This window comes from Pseudonocardia thermophila (assembly GCF_900142365.1).
In the GTDB taxonomy this organism is placed as follows: Bacteria; Actinomycetota; Actinomycetes; order Mycobacteriales; family Pseudonocardiaceae; genus Pseudonocardia; species Pseudonocardia thermophila.
Map to the genome: position 1 here is coordinate 22786 of NZ_FRAP01000011.1, position 17258 is coordinate 40043.

A 17258-nucleotide genomic window follows, 5' to 3' on the forward strand; every position below is an offset into this window, starting at 1 on the left:
CGGCTCCTCTCACGCCAGCACGTAGGAGGCGGTGACGGCGAGCAGGGCGAGCAGGAACGAGCCGGCGAGCAGCTCCGGCACCCGGAACAGGCGCACCTTGGCCAGGAACACCTCGGCGGCGGCGAGCGCGGCGCCCAGGACGCCGACCTTCACCACGAACGCGACGACCCCGACGAGCAGGGCGAGCACGCCGGCCTCGGTGGCGATGCCCCACGGCACGAACAGGTTGGCCAACAGGCCCAGGTAGACGGCCGAGCGCATCGCGGAGCCGAGCTCGATCAACGCGAGGTCCGGCCCGGCGTACTCCAGGACCATCGCCTCGTGGACCATCGTCAGCTCGAGGTGGGTGGCGGGGTTGTCCACCGGCAGCCGCCCGGTCTCGGCGACGATCACCAGCACGAGCGCGGCCGCGGCCAGCAGCGCGGCGGGGGAGAGCACCGCGGACGGCTCGGCCAGGGTGGAGTCGACGATCGCCGACAGGTTCGTCGAGCCCGCGCGCACCGACAGCGCGAAGATCGCGACGAGCGCGGTGGGCTCGACCAGCGCGAGGATCGTCGTCTCCCGGCTCGCGCCCATGCCGCCGAACGCGGTGCCGGTGTCGATCCCGGCGAGTGCGATCGCGACCGTGCCGGTCGCGAGCAGCGCCACCACCACGAACAGGTCGGCCACTCCCGGCAGCGGCGACGCCGCGGTGACGAACGGCGCGATCGCCGCGACCACGAGCGTGATCGCCACCATGGCCACCGGCGCGGCGCGGAAGACCTCGCTCGTGCCCCGCGGGGTGATCGGCTCCTTGCGGAACTGTTTGCGCAGGTCGCGCCACGGTTGCCTGATGCCGGCGCCGACCCGGCCCTCCATGCGGGCGCGCACCTGGCGCATGAGGCCCACCAGCAGCGGGGCCCCGGCGACGATCACCACCGCCTGCAGGAGGCCACCCACCAGCCCGAGCGTCGTCGAGTCGGTCATGCCAGCACCAGCAGCAGCATCAGGGCGCACAGAGTGCACAGTCCGTAGCCGAGGTAGCGGTGCACGCTCCCCGTGGCCAGGGCGCGGCCGGCGCGACCCCAGCGGGTGACGAAGGAGAGCACCGGTTCGTAGAGGTGCCGCTCGATCCGGTCCGGCACGCGGCGGCGGTACTCGACGGCCGCGATGAGGTAGCGCGACTCCTGGTGGTGGGTGACGTCGACGTCCTGCACCGGCTGCAGGACCGTGTCGAACACCCGCTGGAGCGGCTCGGCGAACGACGTGGCTGTGTACTCCGTGCGCGGGGAGAGCGGACCGCCGCCGCAGTCCCACAACCGGGCTTCACGGCGGGCGCGGCGACCCGCGAGCACCCGCGGGATCGCGACGACCAGCACCGCCGCCACGACGAGCGCGACGACGACCAGCACCGGCGACAACAGCCCCGTGACGCCGACCAGCTCGACCGACACCGCGTCGGCGATCGGTGCGGGCGAGCCGACCAGCCCGGCCGCGACGCGGCCCAGCGTCGGCAGCACCAGCGTGGGGGCGACGGCCAGCACGGTGGCGGCGACCGCGGCGAGGCCCATCCCGGCGAGCATCGTCGCGGGGCTCTCGATGGCGTGCGCGGCGGCGTCGCTGCGCGGGCGGGCGAGGAAACCGACCCCGAACGCCTTCACGAACGTCACGACCGCGAGCCCGGCGGTCAGCGCGACGACGGCGACGGCGAGGGGCAGCACGACCACCGTGACGGTGGGCGCGGCGGCCGGGGCGGCGTCGGGCGCGGGCAGGCCGTGGATCAGCGACTGCAGCAGCACCCACTCGCTGACGAACGCGGTGCCCGGCGGCAGCGCGGAGGCCGCGAGCGCGCCGAGGCCGAACGCGGCCGTCGTCAGCGGCATGCCGGTGCGCAGGCCGCCGAGGGAGTCCAGGTCGCGGGTGCCGGTCGCGTGCAGGACGGAACCGGCGGCGAGGAAGAGCAGCGTCTTGAACGCGGCGTGGCCGACGACGTGCATCAGGGCTGCGGTGAGCGCCAGCGCGGCCAGCACCGGGCTGCCGATCGAGGCGAACAACCCGCTCGCGCCGACCCCGACGAGCACCAGCCCCATGTTCTCGGTGGTGGAGTGGGCGAGCAGGCGCTTGAGATCGGTCGAGACGACCGCCTGCAGGATCCCGTACCCCGCCGAGATCGCGCCGAGGACGAGCACGAGCAGCCACCACCAGCGCTCGGCGTCGACGGCGAGCAGGTCGAACCCGACGCGCACGATCCCGTAGACGCCGAGGTTGACCATCGCCGCGGACATCAGCGCGGAGACGTGGCTGGGGGCCTCCGGGTGGGCACGGGGCAGCCAGGCGTGCAGCGGCACGATGCCGGACTTGGACCCGAACCCGGCCAGGCACAGCACGAACGCGGTGCCCGCGACGGCGGGGGACAGGTCCGCGGCGGCGGCGCGGACCGCGGCGAACGCGTCGCCGTCGGCCGGGGCGGACAGGATGAGCAGCCCGATCAGCACGGCGACGAACCCGAGGTGGGTCATGACGGCGTACCAGCGGGCCGCGGACGCGACCTCGGCCCGGCGCCGGTGCTCCGACACGACCAGCACCAGCGAGGTGAGCGCCATCAGCTCCCAGCAGACCAGGAACGTCGTGATGCTGCCGGCTGCGGGCACGAGCAGCAGCGACAGGACGAACAGGGGGAACGTGGCCTGCACCCCGCGGCTGTCGAGGCCGTGGTGGGAGTAGCCGATCCCGTAGATCGCCGCGGCGACGGCGACCGCGCCGCTCACGGCGAGGAACGCGGCGCCGAGCCCGTCGACGGTGAGCGCGATGCCGGACAGCGGGACGATCCAGGGCAGCTCGACCGCGAACCGCTCGCCCAGCAGCGCGGCGGCTCCGGCGACGACGCCCGCCGCCCCGGTGATCGCGGTCAAGGTGCCGACGACGGCTGGGCGTGCGCGCCGGCGCACGACGAGCGCAGCCAGGACGGCCAGGAGCGCGCTGCCGGCCGCGCACCCGAGCGCAACCTCGACCGTGTTCATCGACCGGTCAGCGTCCGCAGGGCGGCCACGATCGCCTCGGGGCGGGGCGGGCAGCCGGGTACCTCGAGATCCACCGGGACGACGGCGGAGACCGGGCCGGTCACCCCGTAGGCGCTGGCGAACACACCGCAGTTGCGCGCGCAGTCACCGACCGCGACGACCATCCGGGGCCGGGGGACGGCCTCGTAGGTGCGGCGCAGCGGCTCGGTCATGTTGCGGGTGACCGCGCCGGTGACGATCAGCGCGTCGGCGTGCCGGGGCGAGGCGACCAAGCGCGCGCCGTAGCGCTCGCCGTCGTGGACGGGGCCGAAGGCCGCGCCGATCTCGATCTCGCACCCGTTGCACGAGCCCGCGTCGACGTGGCGGATCTGGACGGATCCGCCCAGCTGCTCCGCGGCGTCGGGGCGGTCCGTCGAGGGTGGCTCGGGGGCCGGTTCGGCGATTCGTCCCAGCCGCCGGATCCTGCGCCACAGACCCAGCACGACACCGTCCTTCCCCGCACGCCGCCCCGACTCGGACCGTCCGCACCGCACCTGCGGCCGAACATCTTTGGCCGAACATCTTTAGCTGTTCGGCCAGTCCGCAGTTGCTAAGTTTAGAAAGTCCTAGAGCCGTCGCGCGTTCGGGTGGGCGAGCGCACGGCGGGTGCTGGTCAGCCGCCGATGATCAGAGGCTGAACAGGATCGAGCGCACGATGATCGCGACCACGAACACGAGCGTGAACGCCAGGTCGATACCGATCCCGCCGGCCCGCACCGGCGGCAGGACCCGCCGCACCGGAGCGATCACCGGCTCGGTGGCGCGGTGCGTCAGCTCGCGGGTGCGCGTGGCCCAGTCGGGACTCCGCCCGGCCAGCGCCACCCAGTCCAGCACCAGCCGGACCAGCATCACCAGGATGAACAGCGTCACCACGTAACCGAGCAGCGTCCCGATCAGCCCCATGCCGGTCCAACGCACGAGCGCCGCCGGAAGTGTCCGGTTGGCCCGGAGGTGCGTCCCTCGCCCGGCGGCGAGTCGTGGATCCCGTGGCGCCGAGTCGCCCCGAGCGGCAGCGCGAGTTGCCCCGTCCGGGAGGGCGAGTTGCCCGGAGCGGCAGCGCGCGTTGCCCCGCACCGTACGGCGAGTTGCCCGGACGAGGACCGGTGCAGGACGTGGGGCCGGGCCGTGCGTGTCCAACTCCGGTCCCGTCGTACTCGAACCCCGAACTCGACGAGCCCGAAATGCGGACTCGCGTGGTGTCACGGCTCCGGGCCAGGTCGGCGCGTGGCCTGGGGTCGAAACCGCAGGACTCGACGGTGCCGTACGCGAGCCTCGCCTCGCGGATCGCGGGACTCGGTGAGCGAAACGCGTGACTCGCCGGGCAGAGCGCGCGACTCGCGAGGCCGGTCGCTGGGAGCTGCCGGGCGGCCGGGTGGAGGCCCGGGGAGGAGGGAGAGTCCGAGCCAGCGCTCGCCCGCGCGTCGGTCAGCACATGGTCAGGCCGCCGCTGACGCTGATCGCCTGCCCCGTCACGTACGACGCCTGCTCGCTCGCCAGGAACACCGCCATCGCCGCCACCTCGGCCGGCCTGCCCGGCCGCCGCTTCGGTACGGCCCGAACCATGGCCTTCATCAGCTTCCCGGACATGCCTCCATCGGCCAGCATCTCCTGCAGCAGGCCGGTGTCGGTCGGCCCGGGGCAGACGACGTTGACGCAGATGTCGGTATCGGCCACCTCGCGGGCCAGCGCCTTCGAGAACGAGATCACGCCGCCGCGCGCCGCCGCTGAGGCCGCCTCGGCCTTCGATCCGACCTTCCCGCTGTCCGAACCCACCGTGACGATCCGGCCGTAACCCGCCGCGCGCATGTGCGGCAGGACCGCCTTGGCCAGGTGGATGACGCCGTAGAGCTCGATGTCGATCGTGCGGCGTACGACCTCCATGTCGACGTCCTCGAACAGCGTCAGGTGGTTCAGGTGCCCGACTGTGTTGACGAGGGCGTCGATGCGACCCATCGCCGCGTGCGCCGCCTCGACGGTGGCCCGCACTGCGCCGAGGTCGCTCACGTCCAGAGCGCCGTACCCGGCCACGGACCCCGCCGGCAGCTCGTCGGCGAGGCTCTTGGCCGCCTCCTCCCGGCTGTTGTAGGTGAACCAGACCCGGCCGCCGCGTTCGGCGACCTGCCGGCACACGTCGGCGCCGATCCCACCGCTGCCGCCGGTCACCAGCACCGCCCTGCCGTCGAAGTCGCCCACCGTCTTCCCCTCCTGAGCGTTCCGTGCGTCGTTCTCGCTGTCGATCACCGGGTTCGCGCCGTCTCCGCGTCCCACTGCCCGTTCGGGGACCGGTCGAGCCGGTACTTCGCGATCTTCCCGGTAGCGGTCCGCGGGATCTCCGGGATCGAGTCGACGAAGCGGGGGAGCTTGTACTCGGCCAGCCGCTCGCGCAGCCAGGCGATCAGCCCCTCGACGTCCGGTTCGGCGTCGGGCTTCCACTCGACGTACAGCTTGACCTCCTCCTCGGTGAGCGGCGACGGGACTGCCACCACCGCGGACTTCGCGACACTCGGGTGGCGGTCACAGGTGTCCTCGATCTCGATCGCCGAGATGTTCTCACCGCGCCGGCGCACCCAGTCCAGGCCGCGGCCCCGGAACGCCAGCCAGCCGCCCTCGTCGAGCACCCCGAAGTCGTCGAGCCGCAGCCAGCCGTCGCGCGTCGCCTTCGCCGTCGCCTCGGGCTTGCCGTGGTACTCCAGCATCCAGATGTGGTCGCGCTTGGGCCGCATGATGATCCGCCCGACCTCGCCCGTCGGGACGTCGTTGTCCTCCTCGTCGACGACGCGCACCTCGGCGTACGGGAGTGCACGGCCCGCATAGCCCCAGCGACGCTCGCTCGGCGTGCTGAAGACGAACCCGCAGCCGGTCTCCGTGGCGCCGTAGCCCTCCAGGAGGGTGACACCGAACCGCTGCTCGAACTCCCGGCCCAGGTCCGGCGGGACGGGGATGCCGAACGCGCGGGTCGCTGGATTGTCCGCGTCGTCGGCCCGGACGGGCTGCTTGTACAGCGCGACCAGCATCATCCCGATGAAGTTGAAGACCGTGGCGCCGTAGTGCCGGAGCTGGTCGAGGAACCGCGACGCCGAGAAGTTCTCCACCATCGCCACCGACGCCCCTTGCATGAGCGCGGTGGCGGTGGTGAAGATCTGCGCGTTGCAGTGGTGCAGCGGAAGGCACGTGAAGAACACGTCGTCCGGCCCCGCTCCCAGCACGTGCTGGCCGTACCAGCGGGCGGTGTTCGGGTAGGCGCCGTGGGGGAGCACCACACCCTTCGGTGGGCCCGTCGTCCCGCTCGTGTAGATGATGCTCGCGGGCGTGCCCGGGCCGATCCCCGGATCCGGCGGCAGCTGCGCGGATCCGCTCAGCAGCTCGTCGTAAGGTCGCAACCCGTTGGCCGCCGCCAGCTCATGGGCGGTGGTGTCCCCGCGGGCGCCCGTGACGAACTCCGGCGGCGGGTCGCTGAGCTGGGCCCGGATCGTGGCGAACGCGTCGGCCACTTCCGGGCCGAGGACGATCGCCTTGGCCTGCGAGTCCTCGAGCAGGTAGCGGCCGTCCACGGCCCGCGCGGCGGGGTTCAGCGTGACCGCGACCAGGCCCGCCTTCGCGGCCGCGAACAGGCACGCCAAGTACTCGGGTCGGTTGCGCATCCAGATCGCCAACCGGTCGCCCGGCCGTAGCCCTCTCTCCAGCAGGGCGTTCGCGATGCGGTTGCTGGTGCTCGCGAGCTCCGCGTAGGTGTAGGCGCGGTCCTCGAACCGCAGGAACGTCGCGTCACGGTAGGTCGTCTCGCGGTCGACGAGGAGCTTGCGCAGTGTGGTGATGTCGGCGTGGTCGGGCTCGGGCAAGGGCTCGGGCATCTTCGCTCCTCCAACCCCGGTGGAGGGCCGGCGGTCTTGCCGGATCGCCGGCCCTCCACCGCAGCGCGGTAACCGGGATCAGCCCGCGGCGGCGCGGTACTCGATGAACCGGTGCTCGTCGAACCGCGCCTCGGCGCCCGGCGGCACGACGAGCGTCGTCATCGGGTGCTCGATGATCGCGGGCCCGCGCACCACGTTGCCCGCGACGAGCCCGTCCATGTCGTAGACCTGGGTGGTCTGCCACGTGCCGGCGAAGTACGCCTGCCGCTCGCCCTTGCGGGCCGATTCGGCGGGCCGCGGGTCGGCGAGTTCGTAGCGCACGAACCTCGGCTTCGGCTTGTCCGCCACGACGTGCACGAACAGCTCGTTGACGAAGAACCCGGACTCCGGCAGCGCCGCGCCCTTGCCGTAGATCTTCGCGTAGTTCTCCTCGAACTCGGCGATCGCGCGGTCGAGGTCCTCCGGGGTCATGACGGCGCCGAAGGTGAAGGTCACGTCCAGCACCTCCAGCACGCCGACGTAGCGCATCGACGCCCCGTAGAGGACCTCCTTCGTCGCCAGCTGTCCCTCGCTGTTCAGCTCGCGGACGCCCTGGTCGCGCAGCGCGCTGTAGGCGTCGCCCATCGCCTTCGCGATCGACGCCTTCACGTCGCGGTCCGCGCCCGGCGGGATGATGTAGGACGCACCCTGGTGGAACCGCTTCGCGTACTCCGCGCAGGCCACACCGAACGCGGAGAACGCCGCCGCGAACGGGAAGGTGTACACCTTCTGGAACGGCACGTCGATGCCGTACAGGTGCAGAGGACCCGCCCCGCCGAACATGAACATCGTCCACTCGGTCGGGTTCGCCCCGCGTGCCTTGAGCATCGTCAGCAGGTGGTGGTTGAGGTTCGCGTTGAGCACCTCCAGCACACCCTGCGCAGCCTCTTCGACGCCCAGGCCGAGCGGCTCGGCGATGTCCTCGCGCACCGCCCGGATCGCTGCTTCGCGGTCGAGCGTGACGTCGCCGCCCAGGAAGTTGTCCGGGTCGAGGAAGCCGAGCACGACGTTGCAGTCCGACACCGTCACCCGAGGGTGGCGCAGGCACTTGCCCACGTCCGAGCCGGCGGACTCGGGGCCGAGGGTGATGTGCTTGAACTTCGGGTCGACGCGCACCTCGCTGCCGGCACCGGCACCGATCGAGTCCAGCGCCACCATCTGCAGGGCTAGCCGGTGCCCGGCGAAGTCGGGCTCCTTGCGCAGCGAGATGTGGTGGTCCTGGATCATCCCGACGTCGAAGCTGGTGCCACCGATGTCGGCCGTGAGGATGTTGCGCTCGCCGAGGATCTCGCCGATCGTCTTCGCGCCGATCAAACCACCGGTCGGGCCGGACAGGATGGTCTCGTACATGCGCGGGTGACGGATGTTGACGATGCTGCCGTAGCTGGCCATCGTGGCGAGCTCGCCGCGGTAGGCGCGCTCGTTCGCCGCCTGCTCCACCTTGCGGAGCATCTCGCGGACGATCGGCCCACCTGCAGCTTCCATGAGCACGCTCTTCATCCGCTGGACTTCCTTCATCACCGGCGCGATCTCGCTGGAGAGGATCACCGGCACGGTGACGCCCCGCTCCCGCATCACGTCCTGGGCGATCTCGCGGACGCGGCGCTCGTGGGCGGGGTTGAGGTAGGAGAACAGCAGCACGACGGCGATCGCGGCGACGCCCTCGTCGAGGAGCGCGTTGACCGCATCGCGGGTCTCGGCCTCGTTGAGCGGCGCCTTGACCTGGCCGGGCTCGGTGAGCATGAAGTAGCCACCGCTGGCGACCCGCTCGGCGACACCGCGGACGAGTGCGGCGCGCAGCCGGAACATGTCGCCGCCGGTGTGGTGGTGCAGCTTGTGGTGCAGCACCTCCTCCCACTCCAGGCCCAGCCACGAGTGGCCGCGCTCGTGGATGTACATGCTCTCCTGGCCCTTGGTCGTGATGAGCCCGACCGAGAGGCCCTTCCGCTCGAGCAGCGTGTTGAGGAAGAGCGTGCCCGTGTAGATGTTCGCGATCGACTTCGCGTGCAGCTCCTCCAGGGACATGCCCCAGTTGGCTGCCGCGTTCTCGTAGCCGTTCGCGTAGCTGATCGCCTCGTTGACCTTGTTGGTCAGCGCCTTGCCGATGCTGAACGAACCGTCCTGGGACACCGCGAACGCGTCGGTCATCGTCCCGCCGGCGTCGGTCGCCAGGATGATCTGCGAGTGCTCGGACTGTGCGGTCGTCATCGTCTACGCTCCCTGCCGGCCGTCTCGGGATCGGTCGTGGTTGCTCATGCGGTGCCCCACTTCTGCACCGCTTGCAGCGTTCGGTCCTCGAACACCCACTTCCCGTCCTCATCGGCCGGAGCGGACTGGCCGAGGATGTCCTCGTAGACCGACGCCAGATCGGGCAGGAACTCGAAGACCGGCGGGTAGCCGATCGGCACGCACTCGACGCTCAGCAGCGTGAAGCATCCGGGGCAGAGGTACTCCCGGACCTCGGCGATCCCGGGCTCCGGGCAGACCTCCTCGTAGTGGTAGATCTCCATGAACTCCTCGAGCGTGCGGCGGATCCGCACCCGGGCGGAGAGCTTCCAGTTCACCCGGGGGTCGCCGAACGCGTGGCTGCACTCGCCGCAGCGCACCGTGTGCGTCCCGTCCGCCTCGCGCACGACGTAGAGGTACTCGCCGAGCCGCAGGAGCACGTCGTCGCCGAAGGGCGTCGCCTCGGCCAGCGCGGCGTGGTACTCGGCGAACCGGTCAGGGGTCTTCTCCTGCCGCAGGATCTCGCGGACCTCGCCCCAGCTCATGCGGGATGTCTCGAGATCGCGCAGCACATCGCGGGAAGCCCGCTCGCTCATGACTGTGCCTCCTCCTCGGCGTCCAGCTGCCAGAACCGCGCGAACTCCTCGCGGAAGCTCGGGGAGAAGCCGTTGAGCTCCGCGTAGGCATCGGTGAGGAACTGTGGGAGCTCGCCGCTCCTGACCACTTCGCGCTCGGTGCGCCAGAACTCCTCGAACGACACGGAGGATGCCTCGCGGTCGCGGCGGATCTCCGCGCGACGGGCCTCTGCGGCGGCCTCCAGCGACTCGGTCGCCGATCCGGTCTCGTCGACCGGGACCCCGTAGACACGGTCGGCGACGGAGGCGGGGATGAAGCCCTCCTTGACGTCCAGGGCGACGGCGTCGACCGCGCGGTGCAGCGGGTCGCCCCAGCCGCCGGTGGCGTTGCCCGCGACGATGTAGATGTCCCCGGGCTTGACGAAGAGCGCCCCGACCTCCTCCTTGTGCAGCTCGCGGTCGGTGTAGGTGAGCTTGCCGGACTCGATCCACTCCGCGAGCTCGGCCATGCCGCCGGGGTACTCGCCCTGCCGCAGCAGCTCGAGGATGTTCGTCTGGCGGTACACGATGAGGGTCGACGTCGGCGCGGGGTAGCCGCCGCCTGGGATCGAGGCCTGCCCGGTGAAGTAGTTGCCGGTGCTCGCGCCGATCTTGCCGATGATCGCTTCCTGGACCTCGTCGGAGACCGCGAACGCCAGCTGCATGCCCAGCCCACCGCGGAACCGGCCATGCCCGCAGTAGCTGGGCAGGACGTTCTTGGACAGGTAGTAGATGCCGGGCAGGACGTACTCCCACTCCTCGACGGAACCGGTGTCGGAGGAGGGGTTCCACCACGCCGTGCCGAGCGGCTCACCGTCCATGTAGGGCCGCGCCGGAGTCGCCGACGCACCCAGCAGGTCCATCTGGCAGAACCCGAAGCTGAACCCGTTCTTGAGCGTGATCTCACCCTGGATGCCGGTCCAGCACAGATCGGAGTTCCAGGCCTCCTCAACGAACCCCCGGGCGCGCTTGGAAACCTCCAGCCCGCCGCCGAAGCAGTTGAACAGCGCAACGCTCGACGCCCACGGGTTGCCGGCGGAGTGCCGGTCGTTCGGCGGGTTGAACAGGCCGCCCTCGGGCATGTCGTAGGTGACGGCGAGGTTCATCCCCGAGTTCGGCTTGAGCCCGAGGCCGATCGTGTCCATCACGTTCAGCCACAGGTTCGACTCGATGATGCCCTTGTAGCCGCCCTGTGCGTGCCAGTTCGCCGGGGAGATCTTGTCCCAGTTGACGTGCACCTGGCCCTCGCGGGTGTCGATCTGCACCTCGGAGTGGAGGTGCAGCAACCAGTTCTTGGCTGACTGCGGCCACACGCCGTCGACGACGCCCGCATAGGGGACGGTGCGGAAGGCGACGAACCGGCTGCGGCCTGGGACGGTCAGCAGCTTGACGTTGTCAGAGCAGATCCGCCGGGTCTCCTCGATGATCTCCCGGGTGGCATCCTTGAAGTAGTCGAGGCCGAACTTGTCGATCGCCTCGGTGACCGAGTCCACGACCATCCGGCAGCCGGCCACCCGCATCTTCTGGTCGAGGATGTTGAACATCGGCGCTCGGGTGCGGCGCTCGAAGTGCTTGTAGAGCCAGGTGTAGTCCTCGTAGTCCTCGCCCACTTTCGTCGGCGGCAGCAGATATCCGTCGGTGAAGGTGTTGGGCGACCACGGCGGCCACGCGCCGGGCACGGCACCGCCTGCCTCCATGGTGTGGTTCATCCCGGCCGCCCAACCGATGAACTCGTCCTTGTAGAACAGCGGGACGAACGTGTAGACGTCGCCGGGGTGTGGCGTGCCCGTGGTCGCCGGGTCGCACGCGGTGAAGATGTCGCCAGGGCGGATCTGCGGGTTGCGGTCGTAGCCGTTCTCGGCCATGTACCGGATCGCGATGCGGAACGCGCCCTGGTGACCGACCAGACCCGACGACACCGCGACCGCGTGACCCTCCGGAGTCAGCAGCGCGAACAACAGCTCGCCCAGCTCACGTGCTCCGGGAGAGGCGGCGACGTTCTTCGACGTCTCGCGGGCGCCCATGACGGCGCTGTGGACCGCGTCGTAGAAGCGTTCGTAGGTGATCGGATCCTGCTCCTTGCGGGGCAGCGAGCGGAGTCCGTAGTAGTAGCCCGACGAGGTCAGCTCGTCCGTGTACTCGATCTGCTCGAGCAACGTGCGTTGCCCGAGGAGCTTGTCGCCTGCCAATCCTGTCACCTTCCTCGGCGTACGGATGGGCGCCCGGACGTGGGCGCGACGGAGGGACACCGGGGCCGGCACCCCGGGGAACAGTCACGGGACTTCGGTGGTGAAGCGCGGCTCGCGCTTCTCCCGCACGGCTGTGAGTCCTTCGGCGACGTCCGGTCCGGCGAAGCCGAGGAACTCGTAGGCGAGCGAGGCGTCGAAGGTCGGCCCGGCCTGCCGCAGCCAGTTGTTGATCGTCCACTTCGTGTAGGCGATCGCCGATGGGGAACCGGCAGCGAGCTTCGCAGCGACCGCCCGGGCCTTCGTCAGCAGCTCGGTCTCGGGCACGCACAGCGACACCAGCCCGAGCCGCTCAGCCTCCGCACCGCTGAGCGGCTCGCAGGTCATCAGGTAGTACTTGGCTTTGGCCGGACCGATCAGGAGCGGCCAGACGATCGCGGCGTGGTCGCCGGCGGCTACCCCGAGCCGTGTGTGCCCGTCGATGATCCGCAGATCCGGCGTCGCGATCGACACGTCGGCGAGCAGGCCCACCGCGAGTCCAGCGCCCACTGCGACGCCGTGCATCGCGGACACGACGGGTTTCGAGCAGTTGATCAGGTTGTAGACGATGTCGCGGGCCTCGCGCAGCGCCCGGGCGCGCACCGTGTGGTCGGACGCCACGTCGGCGACGAAGTCGAGGTCGCCGCCTGCGGAGAAGGCCCGTCCTTCGCCGCGCACGATCACCACCCGCGTATGCGGGTCGCGATCGACGACCGGCCAGATGTCGGCCAGGTCCCGGTGCCCGTCGTGGCCCACGGAGTTGAGTCGCTCCGGGTTCGACAGCACGATCTCCAGGACGCCGTCGGCAGTGCGCTCGACGCGAACGCTGCCGAACGGCGAATAGCGCTCCAGGTCACCCGACACTGGGCCACCTCCTTAGCGGATATTTGATAAAGTAGCACCACGGTGCGAGGGTGCCAAGAACAGGAGTCGCGGTACCGTGCCGCGCCGAGACGGGCGTAGGAGTAGCCCGACGAAGGGGGCAGCATGGTCCGATCGACTCGGCAGCGGCTCCGCCGGGGCCGTCCGCGGGGGAACCTCAAGGAGGAGGCCGCCCAGTACCTTCGGGACTGCATCTACGCCGGGGAGCTGCGCCCCGGTGACCGCATCGACCAGGACGCCATCGCCGAGCAGCTGGGGATGAGCCGGCTCCCGGTCCGCGAGGCGATCATCAGCCTCGAGGCCGACGGGCTGATCGACAACATCCCGCGGCGGGGCGCCTTCGTCGCGTCCCTGACGCCGCAGGACGTGCTCGACACCTACGAGGTGTACGGCACCCTGGCGGGCCTCGCGGCGAGCCGGGCGGCCACGGCGCTGACCGCGGCCGATCTCAACACGCTGGACGAACTCATCGAGGCGATGGAGTCCAGCACCGACAACGCCGAGCAAGAGGCGCTCAACTACGAGTTCCACCGGGTGATCAACACCGCCGGGGCTTCGCGCAGGCTGCGGTTGGCGCTGCGGGCGCTCGCGGCCGGGATGCCGAGCCGGTTCTTCGAGTTCACTGACGACTGGAACCGGCAGGCGATCATCGAGCACCGTGCGATCGTGGCGGCGTTGCGCAGCCGGGATCCCGAGGCCGCGCGGAAGGCGGCGTCGGACCACCTCCGCTCGGGAGCGGAGCAGGCGGTAGCGATGCTGCGGGCGTCGGGGTTCTGGGCGGAGCGGGACACCACCCCGTCCGGTTAGTCGGTCGGATCGATCACATCCGCCGGTCGGGCGCCCCGCGCCGCGGTGGATCCAGCGACTTGATTCTTTATATCTGATCTCGCGACCTGCGGAGGGAGACACCATGGACCCCGACGACGTCTCACTGATCGTCGGCCAGGTCGGGCGATTCGTGCGCGACGAGGTGCTGCCGCTCGAGGAAACGATCGAGGCCACCGGACGGGTGCCCGACGACCTCCGGCGCAAGGCCGCCGAGATGGGGCTGTTCGGCTTCTCCATACCGGAGCAGTACGGCGGGCTGGGCATGGCCATGTCCGAGGAGGTCCGCCTGGCGTTCGAACTCGGATACGCCAGCCCGGCGTTCCGTTCCATGCTCGGCACCAACAACGGCATCGCGGGCCAGGTCATCCTCCAGTTCGGCAGCGAGGAACAGCGGCAGCGCTACCTGCCCCGCATCGCCTCCGGGGAGTCGGTGGTCTCCTTCGCGCTCACCGAGGCCGAGGCCGGCTCCGATCCGGCGTCGTTGCGCACCACCGCCCGCCGGGTCGGCGATCACTACGTGATCAACGGTGCGAAGCGGTTCATCACGAATGCGCCCGACGCCGACCTGTTCGTCGTCTTCGCCCGGACCGGCGGGAACCGGGGCGAATCGAAGGGCATCTCGGCGTTCGTCGTGGACCGGAGCTCGGACGGGCTGGTCGTCGGCCCGCCCGACGAGAAGATGGGCCAGCGCGGGGCGCTGTCCGCCGAGGTCTTCTTCACCGACGTCGCCGTCCCCGCGGACGGCCTCATCGGCGAGGAGGGGGAGGGGTACCGGGCAGCGATGCGGGTGCTCTCACGCGGCCGGTTGCACATCGCCGCGATCTGCGTCGGGCTCGCCGACCGGCTGCTCGACGAGAGCATCGCCTACGCGCGGTCGCGTGCCCAGTTCGGCCGCCCCATCGGTGAGTTCCAGCTCGTCCAGGGGATGCTCGCCGATTCGAAGGCCGAGTGCTTCGCCGGGCGCAGCATGGTCCTGCAGGCGGCCCAGGCCTACGACGCCGGGCAGGACGACCGCATGCACAACGCCTGCTGCAAGTACTTCTGCAGCGAGATGCTCTCCCGGGTCGCCGACCGGGCCGTGCAGATCCACGGCGGTGCGGGCTACATGCGCGGCGTCGCCGTCGAGCGGCTGTACCGCGACGCACGGCTGTTCCGCATCTACGAGGGAACGAGCCAGATCCAGCAGGTGATCATCGCCCGGGCGCTGCTCTCCGACGCGGCGTGACCCGGGCACCGCTAGCGGAGGGAGCGGGCGTGGACACCGACATCCAGGACCTGCTGAACGGACTGTCCGACTTCGTCGACGCCGTGGTGGTGCCGCTGGAGAACGGCAATGCGCACCTGTTCGACCACGGCCGCAACTTCTACGCGCCGAACGGCGCCTACTCCGAGCCGGTGCGGAAGCTGCTGCGGGAGGTGCGGGAGCGTTCCGCCGAGGCCGGCTACTACACGATGTTCGCGCCGCAGGACATCGGCGGCGGCGGCCTCGGACCGATGGCCCTCTACGAGGTGTGGCGGCATCTGCACGCCAGGTACGGTCCCGGCCGGATCCTGCCGTACGCGTCGGTCGCGCACTGGAGCTACGCACCGAGCGTCCTCTGCTCGTACCTGACGCCGACGGCGAAGGAGCGCATGCTGCCCGCCTACCTGGCCGGTACGACGACGAGCTGCTTCGGGATGTCAGAGCCCGACGCCGGCACGGACGCGTGGGCGATGACCACGACCGCGCGCCGCACCGACGAGGGCTGGGTCATCAACGGGACCAAGCAGTGGATCACCAACGCCCCCGAGGCGGACTGGGTCTTCGTCTGGGCGGTGACCGACGACGAGCTGCGCCGCGCCCGCAAGGGTGGGATCAGCTGCTTCCTCGTGCCGACGTCGGCCCCGGGATTCGCCGTCGACAGCGTGATCAAGCTGTTCGGACAGGCCGGTGGGCACGAGGGGATCATCAGCTTCACAGACGTGCACGTCCCGGAGGACGCACTCGTCGGCGAGCTGCACAAGGGCTTCCCGCTGGCGATGGCCGGCGTGTCGACCGGCAGACTCTACAACGCCGCACGGTGCGTCGGCATGGCGATGTGGGCGCTGGACCGGGCGGCGGCCTACGCCGCCGAGCGCTCGACGTTCGGCCGGCCGATCGCGCAGTACCAGGGCGTGTCGTTCCAGATCGCGGACTGCGCGGTGGAGATCTACGCCGGGGACGCGATGTCTCGCGACTGCGCTGCCCGCCTCGAGGCCGGTGAACCCGCTCACACTGAGGTGGCGATGGCGAAGGTGTTCACGACCGAGATGTGCTCGCGGGTGTACGAGCGCTGCATGCAGGTACACGGAGGCATGGGGCTGACGAACGAGATGCGCCTCTACGACGGCTGGCACACCGCACGCATCGTGCGGATCGCGGACGGGAGTGCCGAGATCCTGCGTCGCAACATCGCGAAGGCGACGATCGGAGGCCACCGGCCGTGACGGAGGAAGCTCACCACATCGGCTACACCGTCGACGGCGCGCTGGCGCGGATCGAGCTGCGCCGCCCCGACGCGCTCAACGCGCTGATCCCCGACATGGGCCGGGAGCTGCTCGCCGCCGTCCGCCGGGCCGCGGCCGACGACGCGGTCCGCGCCGTGCTGCTCACCGGCGCGGGGCGTGCGTTCTGCGCCGGTGCGGACGTCAAGGACGAGCGGGAGCTCACGCCGGAGGGCCACCCCGACCTGACCACGCGACTGCGTGAGATCTACGGCCCGGCCGTGCTGGCCATCCGGGCCGCACCGAAGCCCGTGGTCGCCGCGGTGCAGGGGGCGTGCGCCGGGCTCGGGGTCTCGTTCGCGCTGGCTTGCGACATCACACTGGCCGCCGACGACGCGTACTTCCTGTTCGCGTTCGTGCGGGTCGGGCTCATCCCGGACGGCGGGCTCACCGCGTTCCTCACCGAACGCATCGGCATCGCCCGAGCCACGCGGCTGTGCATGCTGGGGGAGAAGCTCTCTGCCCAGCAGGCCTACGACTGGGGGCTCATCGCCGGCGTTCATCCCGCCGCCGAGCTGCGGTCGGCCGCCGAGGAGGTGGCGCAGCGGCTGGCGGCGGGCCCGACCGTCGCGCTGGGGAGCATGAAGCAGGCGTTCGACGCCGCTGCCCATCGGCACCTCGCCGCGCAGATCGAGCTCGAGGCGACCCTGCAGCAGAAGCAGGCACCCACCCGCGACTACGCCGAGGCTCGCGCCGCGTTCGCGGAGAAGCGCGCGCCGGTGTTCGAGGGCCGCTGAGTTCGCCGGGGCCGGCGGCGCGGCCCCTGCGCTCCGGCTGTCCGCCGTGCCTCGGCGGAGCCGCCGCACCTGCGGCGGAACGCAGCACACAACGGGCGGCGTGCGCGACTCGCCCCGCGGTTCGCGGGACTCGCCGGGCGAACGCGGGACTCGCGGCGTGGTCGCGACCGCGCCCCTCCCGACCGCGCCGCCCTCCCGGCCGCACCGGCTGGCACCGCCCGGTTTCGCCGATGACCTACCGGGCTACCCGTCGAGCATCGCTCTCCTGCTCGACCTCTCCTGCTCGACGAGGAAC

Annotated in this window: 14 protein-coding genes; 4 read left to right on the forward strand and 10 right to left on the reverse strand. The window is 70.9% G+C overall.

The window, feature by feature from the left end:
• Positions 1 to 9: 9 nt before the first annotated feature.
• The 10 genes from BUE41_RS15085 to BUE41_RS15130 all read right to left on the reverse strand — a co-directional run bounded on the left by BUE41_RS15085 (position 10) and on the right by BUE41_RS15130 (position 12857).
• Positions 10 to 966 carry a respiratory chain complex I subunit 1 family protein gene (locus tag BUE41_RS15085; RefSeq protein ID WP_073457751.1) on the reverse strand — a complete coding sequence of 319 codons (957 nt, stop codon included), beginning with the start codon at positions 964 to 966 and terminating at the stop codon, positions 10 to 12.
• A complete protein-coding gene (locus tag BUE41_RS15090) occupies positions 963 to 2999 on the reverse strand; it encodes a proton-conducting transporter transmembrane domain-containing protein (RefSeq protein WP_073457752.1) in 2037 nt (678 codons plus the stop codon). The genes BUE41_RS15085 and BUE41_RS15090 overlap by 4 nt, the downstream gene beginning before the upstream one ends.
• A complete protein-coding gene (locus tag BUE41_RS15095) occupies positions 2996 to 3481 on the reverse strand; it encodes an NADH-quinone oxidoreductase subunit B family protein (RefSeq protein WP_200803919.1) in 486 nt (161 codons plus the stop codon). Before BUE41_RS15095 ends, BUE41_RS15090 begins: the two co-directional genes overlap by 4 nt.
• Positions 3482 to 3665: 184 nt before the next feature.
• Positions 3666 to 3941 (reverse strand): YggT family protein, encoded by a 276-nt coding sequence (locus tag BUE41_RS15100; protein WP_073457753.1) that lies wholly within the window; start codon positions 3939 to 3941, stop codon positions 3666 to 3668.
• 522 nt (positions 3942 to 4463) lie between these two features.
• Entirely contained in the window at positions 4464 to 5231 is a 768-nt protein-coding gene (locus BUE41_RS15105) for an SDR family NAD(P)-dependent oxidoreductase (protein ID WP_073457890.1), read from the reverse strand.
• A gap of 44 nt (positions 5232 to 5275) precedes the next feature.
• Complete coding sequence (locus BUE41_RS15110) at positions 5276 to 6889, reverse strand: AMP-binding protein (RefSeq protein ID WP_073457754.1); 1614 nt, start codon at positions 6887 to 6889, stop codon at positions 5276 to 5278.
• A 78-nt stretch (positions 6890 to 6967) separates the two neighbouring features.
• On the reverse strand, positions 6968 to 9136 hold the full coding sequence (locus BUE41_RS15115; protein WP_073457755.1) for a hydantoinase/oxoprolinase family protein: 2169 nt from the start codon (positions 9134 to 9136) through the stop codon (positions 6968 to 6970).
• 44 nt (positions 9137 to 9180) lie between these two features.
• Complete coding sequence (locus tag BUE41_RS15120) at positions 9181 to 9750, reverse strand: acetone carboxylase subunit gamma (protein ID WP_073457756.1); 570 nt, start codon at positions 9748 to 9750, stop codon at positions 9181 to 9183.
• Positions 9747 to 11966, reverse strand: a complete 2220-nt coding sequence (locus BUE41_RS15125; RefSeq protein ID WP_159444911.1) for a hydantoinase B/oxoprolinase family protein — start codon at positions 11964 to 11966, stop codon at positions 9747 to 9749. The genes BUE41_RS15120 and BUE41_RS15125 overlap by 4 nt, the downstream gene beginning before the upstream one ends.
• Before the next feature lie 75 nt (positions 11967 to 12041).
• A complete protein-coding gene (locus BUE41_RS15130; RefSeq protein WP_073457758.1) occupies positions 12042 to 12857 on the reverse strand; it encodes an enoyl-CoA hydratase/isomerase family protein in 816 nt (271 codons plus the stop codon).
• A gap of 123 nt (positions 12858 to 12980) precedes the next feature.
• Here BUE41_RS15130 and BUE41_RS15135 point away from each other — a divergent pair, with 123 nt between their 5' ends.
• The 4 genes from BUE41_RS15135 (at position 12981) to BUE41_RS15150 (ending at position 16963) form a co-directional block, all read left to right on the forward strand.
• On the forward strand, positions 12981 to 13682 hold the full coding sequence (locus tag BUE41_RS15135; RefSeq protein WP_073457759.1) for a GntR family transcriptional regulator: 702 nt from the start codon (positions 12981 to 12983) through the stop codon (positions 13680 to 13682).
• 103 nt (positions 13683 to 13785) lie between these two features.
• Positions 13786 to 14928, forward strand: coding sequence for an acyl-CoA dehydrogenase family protein (locus BUE41_RS15140; protein ID WP_073457760.1), 1143 nt, complete (start codon positions 13786 to 13788; stop codon positions 14926 to 14928).
• 29 nt (positions 14929 to 14957) lie between these two features.
• Entirely contained in the window at positions 14958 to 16169 is a 1212-nt protein-coding gene (locus tag BUE41_RS15145) for an acyl-CoA dehydrogenase family protein (RefSeq protein ID WP_073457761.1), read from the forward strand.
• Positions 16166 to 16963, forward strand: a complete 798-nt coding sequence (locus tag BUE41_RS15150; RefSeq protein ID WP_200803921.1) for an enoyl-CoA hydratase-related protein — start codon at positions 16166 to 16168, stop codon at positions 16961 to 16963. The genes BUE41_RS15145 and BUE41_RS15150 overlap by 4 nt, the downstream gene beginning before the upstream one ends.
• The last annotated feature ends 295 nt before the right edge of the window (positions 16964 to 17258 follow it).